The organism is Rhodococcus sp. D-46, assembly GCF_011290655.1.
Taxonomy (GTDB): Bacteria; Actinomycetota; Actinomycetes; order Mycobacteriales; family Mycobacteriaceae; genus Rhodococcus_F; species Rhodococcus_F qingshengii.
This window is the reverse complement of the sequence record NZ_JAANTF010000007.1, coordinates 506,621-512,620: the sequence shown is the minus strand read 5'-3', so window position 1 is coordinate 512,620 and position 6,000 is coordinate 506,621. Positions and strand designations below refer to the sequence as shown.

The window sequence follows — 6,000 nt, the reverse complement described above, 5'->3', positions numbered from 1 at the left end:
GTGGTCGGCTCAGTCGTCGTCGGCTCAGTCGTCGTCGGCTCAGTCGTCGTCGGCTCAGTCGTCGTCGGCTCAGTCGTCGTCGGCTCAGTCGTCGTCGGCTCAGTCGTCGTCGGCTCAGTCGTGGTCGTCGGCTCAGTCGTCGTGGTCGGTGTCGGAATTACGGTCGTGCCGCAGTTGTGACGGTGACAATGCCAGCCATAGTTGCCGTTGCCGTTGTTGCCGCCACCGTTGCCGTTGTGACCGCCACCGTTGCCGTTGTTATTGCCGCCGTTGCCGTTGTTATTGCCGCCGTTGCCGTTGTGACCGCCACCGTTGCCGTTGTTATTGCCGCCGTTGTTGCCGTAATTGCCGTTTCCATTGCCGTTGTTGCCACCACCGCTGTTGCCGCCAGGTTGGGCGGCGACGATGGCGGGGTAGACCGATACGGCAAGGACGCCGATACCCATCAGGCACATCACAGCAACAAGCATCATCGCTAGCCGTCGTGGCTGGCTCATCGACATTCCTCCCCGACACATACGTCCGACCTGCGGAAAACTGCGGCAGACTCACCGTGCCTATCGCACCGGACACACCCTCGTTACATTTCCGGCAAACATGTATCCGCCCAAGGATCATCCCTCACTTGGAAACTCAACGGTCCGGATCAGCGGTCGCAATCGTATGAAACGGCGCACACTCAGATCGAATCTTCGCAATTCGGGCAGGCCCTGAAAATGCAGGAAAGGGTCGTTCAACTTTCGTTGAAAGACCCTTTTCGCTGGTACTTCTTGGTGGAGCTGAGGGGAATCGAACCCCTGACCTCTTCGATGCGAACGAAGCGCGCTACCAACTGCGCCACAGCCCCGTGCCACCGCCTCAGCGGTGCTCGGCAACTCTAACAGGAACGAATACTCCCGTTGGAATCACCCGACACGAACTTTCGGCCCGACAAGATCGGCCCAGAAGATCACTGACCGGACGCGCGACGCATCTCGGTGTGCCTGATCTCTTCTTCGTAGTGATCCAGGTGATCGAACACCGGATCTTCGTCGTCGACCTCGAGGACAACCGCTCCTGGCCGACGCAGTCGCGCCGGAATCAGGCGAAGCTCTTCGTCGGTGTGCGATTCGACTCCGAGTCGCGATCGGTTGAGGCGTTCGGTACGACGGCGGCGAATCTCTTGCTCGATCCGAACCTGCCGACGCAAGTACGCCATGTACCCGACGAGGCCGCACACGGTCAACGCAAACAACCACCACACCATCGGCGAGATGATCAATGCGAGAGCGCCCGAGAGAATCGCGACGAACGCAAGTCCCAGCAATGTCCGCTGACGGAATGCATACCGCGCCTCCCGGGCGATGGCATCCGCTTCGGGGTCGAATCCGCCTCGGCCGCGCCGAACCGGAACAAATTCTCCGACCGGTGCACGACCGCCGGCGTAGTCGTCTTCTGCGTGAGTGTCCATCTGGTCCTCCGCGTCGTAGCTGCTGCGCACTGGTTCTGGTTGCCAGTTCGGATCGCTTCGATGTCCTGCTGCCGGCCCGCGCTGAACAGGGTTGCTGTCGCCGCGGTGGAGTACTCGAGTCGCGAGTGCCGCGTCACTCGTCTGCCGGATCCTGGGGCGCTTGTTGACAAGCATCGGCACCAGGACGAACAGCCACACGGCCACCAGCCCGATCCACACGAATGAGCTAGGCATGCCGCGGCCTCCTCCCGATCACCTACCAGCACCTATGCCAGCCGTTGACGAGTCAAGGTTAACGGCCGACGCCCTCGCATCGTTGCCGACGCGCCGAACCCCACCATACTCATGTGTCACACGCGTACCGAACTGAACTTCCGGTTCAGTCCCAAAAGTCTCAAGTTCTGGTTGAATCAAAAACCACATTTTCCCGCCCGAAAGTAGGACTACTCAGCGGTAACTGCTGTTTAGCTCGCGTTTCTCACGCTTCTGGCGCCGTCTTCGTCACACCCACGAAGCGCGTCCGGACCGCACCAATCTGTCGACGACGGTGGTGGGTACTTCCTCGATGGTCATTCCGACCAGAAGATGATCACGCCATTGGCCGTCGACATCGAGGTAGCGCTTGAGAAGACCTTCCTCCCGGAACCCCACATTTCGTAGGACTGCGCGACTCGACGCGTTCTCCGGCCGAACAGTGGCCTCCACTCGATGCAGACCGACCTTCGAGAATGCGTGATCGAGTGTGAGTGCAACGGCAGCTGTGGCTACGCCCCCACCGGTCACGTGCGAGGCGACCCAATAGCCCACCCAGGCGGACCGCAGAGCGCCGCGCACCACATTTCCGATGGTGACCTGCCCGCAGTACTTCCCGTCGAGTTCGATCACCAGGGGAAGGATCCTGCCCTTGCGCGCTTCGGAGCGAAGGTTTCCGCACAGGGACGGCCAGACGGTGATGTGGTGGCGAGCATCCCAGGGCGATTCTCCGGTGGGCTCCCACGGCTCGAGGTGCTCGCGATCGCGAATGCGGAGACGACTCCACACAGCAGCGTCACGGAGCTTCACGGGGCGGACGGTCACCACTCCCGCGGGCACTCGCAGCGGGCCGAGATCTTCCGGCCATCCTGGATGGACTGACATCACACCCCACTCGGGTCGGCGTTACCCACGTTGGGCGAGAAAAGCTACGTCGACTTCTTCACCGATGTGCACTTCGGTGACGTCTCGATCGACCAGAACCAAGCAATTGGCTTCCGCCAAGGTCGCGAGGAGATGTGAGGACGCACCGGGCGCGCCCCCGAGGGCCTGCACGAGGTACTCCCCTGTCGCTTCGTCACGCATCAGCTGACCACGCAGAAAACCCTTGCGATCGGCAATCGACGTGATCGTTCCCACTGTCCGAGCCTTCACTACTCGCCGCATCGGCTGGCGGCGTCCGAGCGCGATTCTGATCAGCGGGCGAACCATGACTTCGAATACCACCAGTGCGCTGACCGGGTTGGACGGTAGGAGAAAGGTCGGAACCTCGTCCCTTCCCAGCTTTCCGAAGCCTTGCACCGATCCCGGATGCATGGCAACGCGCTCCACCTCGAGTGTCCCCAGGTCGGCAAGCGCCTCACGAACCTCGTCGGACGCTCCGCCGCCCACGGCACCGGCGATGACAACGATTTCCGAGCGAATCAGCTGTCCCTCGACTACTTCGCGAAGACGACGAGAGTCGTTGCCTGCGATTCCCACACGGTTGACGTCGGCGCCGGCATCGCGCGCTGCGGCGGCGAGGGCATACGAATTGACGTCGTAAACCTGGCCTGGCCCCGGCGTGCGATCCACGTCGACGAGTTCTCCACCGACGCTGATAACCGAGAGGCGCGGACGGGGATGGACGAGTACTTTGTCGCGGCCGACCGCAGCGAGCAACCCGACCTGTGCGGCTCCGATGATGGTGCCTGCCCGAACGGCCACGTCGCCCGGCTGGACGTCGTCGCCTGCACGGCGAACGTAATCGCCCGAACGCACCGGCTCGAAGATCCGAACGCGAGCGCGACCACCGTCGGTGTTCTCGAGGGGAAGAACTGCGTCGGCCAGCGTGGGCAAAGGCGCGCCGGTGTCGACTCGGACGGCCTGGCGAGGTTGCAAGCGGATCGGTTGGCGTGAGCCCGCCGTCACCTCACCGACCACCGGCAAGCTGAGGTCGGTAGGCTCGCCGTCCTCGCCTCGGAGGTCGGCTCCGGCGCCGGCGACATCGACACTGCGAACCGCGTAACCGTCGATGGCAGCTTGATCGAATCCCGGCAATGGGCGTTCGGTCACCACTTCCTCGGCACACAGCAGTCCCTGCGCCTCCGAGATGGCGACCCGAACCGGACGGGGTGCCACTGCAGCAGCGGTAACCCTGGTCTGCTGCTCCTCAACCGACCGCATCTGGTCCGCGTCCTCCTGTGTCTGGAAATTCGGTGATATCCGTCAGCTCATGATGCCTTGCCGCCGAAAAGGGACAAGCACATTGATACTGCGTTATCGGGCGATCAACCACCGTGGCGACACGCTCAGCGGTCGAGCCGATCCGCGAGCCACTTACGCAAGGACGGGCCGTAATCGTCACTGTCGAGCGCCAGGTCCACCGAAGCGCGGAGGTACCCGCCGGGGTTGCCCAGGTCATGACGCGTTCCGCGGTGCACCACCACGTGAACCGGATGGCCCTCGGAAATCAGGAGAGCGATGGCGTCGGTGAGTTGCAACTCACCGCCGGCTCCCGGCTCGATGCGACGAAGTGCGTCGAAGATCGCACGATCGAGCAGATAGCGACCTGCAGCGGCAAAGGTCGACGGCGCGTCTTCCACAGCCGGCTTCTCGACCATGCCGACGACCTTGAGGACGTCGGGATTGACCGCGTCGGGAACGATCTCGACGTCGAAGACGCCGTAAGCGCTGACTGCGTCTTTCGGGACGTCGATTGCACAGAGAACGGATCCGCCGCGCTTGGCCCGAACTCGCGCCATGATCTCCAGGACGCCACGCGGTAGTACGAGATCATCGGGCAGAAGGACCGCGATGGCATCTTCGTCGTCGTCGAGAACCGACTCGACGCAACCGACTGCATGCCCGAGGCCGAGGGGCTGCTCCTGAATCACGGAGTCGACTTCGAGCAAACCCGGCGCTTTGCGCACCTTCGCCAGGGCAGCGAGTTTTCCGCTTGCTTCCAGCTTGCTTTCGAGCACGAGATCCTCGACGAAGTGGGCAACCACGCCGTCTTTGCCCGGGGACGTCACGATGACGAGCCGCTCGGCTCCCGAGTCCGCAGCTTCGCCTGCCACCAGTTCGATACCCGGTGTGTCCACGACCGGCAGCAATTCTTTCGGAACCGTCTTGGTGGCAGGCAGGAAACGCGTACCAAGTCCGGCTGCGGGAACCACGGCCGTACGGAAGGCCCTCGTGCTGCTAGCGACAACGTCTGTCATGCCAACACCTTAGCCGCCGCTTGTTACCGCTCGGTCAGCACGACGAATATCGTTGCGGGGTGACACCTCAGACAAAAGCACAATGGCGACAAATCACACTCGCAGCACGTGATGCAGTCTCCGAGCACACTCGAAACACGGAAACTGCGGCGTTGATCACGCACATACGTTCAGTGATTGTCGACGGCTCGGTCGTCTGTGCGTACGTCCCCACCCGCACCGAACCAGGATCCACCGATTTGCTCGACGCCGTTGCCGAGATCGCTCAGCGTGTACTACTTCCGATCACCGGGGAGCCGGGACCGTTGTCCTGGGTCGAGTACAGCGGCGCGAACGGTTTGCGCCCCGCGAAGTACGGCATTCGGGAGCCTGTCGGACCCGTCTTGCCACCGGAAGCCCTGTCCGACGTGGAATGCATGCTTGTCCCTGCTCTCGCGGTGGATCTTCGCGGAACACGCCTCGGCCGCGGCGCAGGCTTCTACGACCGGACGCTCGGGTCGGTCGGACCACAGACTCGGCTCGTGGCAATTGTCAGAGACTCCGAACTCGTCGAGGCCTTGCCTGCCGACGACCACGACATTCCCATGGGCTGGGCATTGACGCCAAGCGGCGGTCTCACGCAACTCAAAGGCGATTGATCTGCGGGAATAGATCCCTGATTAGCGCTGTTGGCACTGTCACTTGTAGAGTGCTAAAGGCTGCGGTGTAAATACGCGGCTGCTCGAACATCACAGTGCGGAGGAAGCCCGGTGCCCACCTACTCATACGCATGTACGGAATGTGACAACCGTTTCGACATCGTCCAGTCCTTCAGCGAAGATTCGCTGACGGTCTGCCCAGCTTGCTCAGGCAAGCTCCGCAAGCTGTTCAACTCTGTTGGCATCGTGTTCAAGGGCAGCGGCTTCTACCGCACCGACAGCCGCGGCGGCTCCGGGACTGCGAGCGAGCCGGCCAAGAGCGATTCGGCACCCGCTGCGAAGTCCGAGTCCAAGTCGGACTCCTCTTCGACATCGAGTTCGTCGACCAGCACGCCGGCGCCCGCAAAGGCTGCCGCAAGCTGATTTCCACAACCTCCGGGTTGTCCACAGGTTCACA

Annotated in this window: 7 protein-coding genes and 1 tRNA gene; 2 read left to right on the top strand and 6 right to left on the bottom strand. The window is 62.5% G+C overall.

The window, feature by feature from the left end; all coding sequences use genetic code 11:
• The 6 genes from G9U53_RS20805 to G9U53_RS20780 form a co-directional block, all read right to left on the bottom strand.
• Positions 1–497: hypothetical protein (locus tag G9U53_RS20805; protein WP_207624422.1), on the bottom strand; the 497-nt coding region annotated here is incomplete at its 3' end.
• 274 nt (positions 498–771) lie between these two features.
• Positions 772–847: transfer RNA gene (locus G9U53_RS20800), tRNA-Ala, on the bottom strand.
• Between the two features lie 102 nt (positions 848–949).
• Positions 950–1,684, bottom strand: coding sequence for a gephyrin-like molybdotransferase receptor GlpR (gene glpR / locus G9U53_RS20795; RefSeq protein WP_165639128.1), 735 nt, complete (start codon positions 1,682–1,684; stop codon positions 950–952).
• Between the two features lie 267 nt (positions 1,685–1,951).
• A complete protein-coding gene (locus G9U53_RS20790; RefSeq protein WP_007727523.1) occupies positions 1,952–2,587 on the bottom strand; it encodes a GNAT family protein in 636 nt (211 codons plus the stop codon).
• A gap of 21 nt (positions 2,588–2,608) precedes the next feature.
• The gene (gene glp, locus G9U53_RS20785) at positions 2,609–3,868 is read right to left on the bottom strand and encodes a gephyrin-like molybdotransferase Glp (protein WP_003946353.1); all 1,260 of its coding nucleotides are present in this window, start codon (positions 3,866–3,868) and stop codon (positions 2,609–2,611) included.
• 125 nt (positions 3,869–3,993) lie between these two features.
• Positions 3,994–4,905 carry a UTP--glucose-1-phosphate uridylyltransferase gene (locus G9U53_RS20780; RefSeq protein WP_003946415.1) on the bottom strand — a complete coding sequence of 304 codons (912 nt, stop codon included), beginning with the start codon at positions 4,903–4,905 and terminating at the stop codon, positions 3,994–3,996.
• Between the two features lie 59 nt (positions 4,906–4,964).
• Here G9U53_RS20780 and G9U53_RS20775 point away from each other — a divergent pair, with 59 nt between their 5' ends.
• Positions 4,965–5,543, top strand: a complete 579-nt coding sequence (locus G9U53_RS20775) for a 5-formyltetrahydrofolate cyclo-ligase (RefSeq protein ID WP_165639127.1) — start codon at positions 4,965–4,967, stop codon at positions 5,541–5,543.
• Positions 5,544–5,654: 111 nt separating this feature from the next.
• On the top strand, positions 5,655–5,966 hold the full coding sequence (locus tag G9U53_RS20770; protein WP_003946378.1) for an FmdB family zinc ribbon protein: 312 nt from the start codon (positions 5,655–5,657) through the stop codon (positions 5,964–5,966).
• Positions 5,967–6,000: the final 34 nt, after the last annotated feature.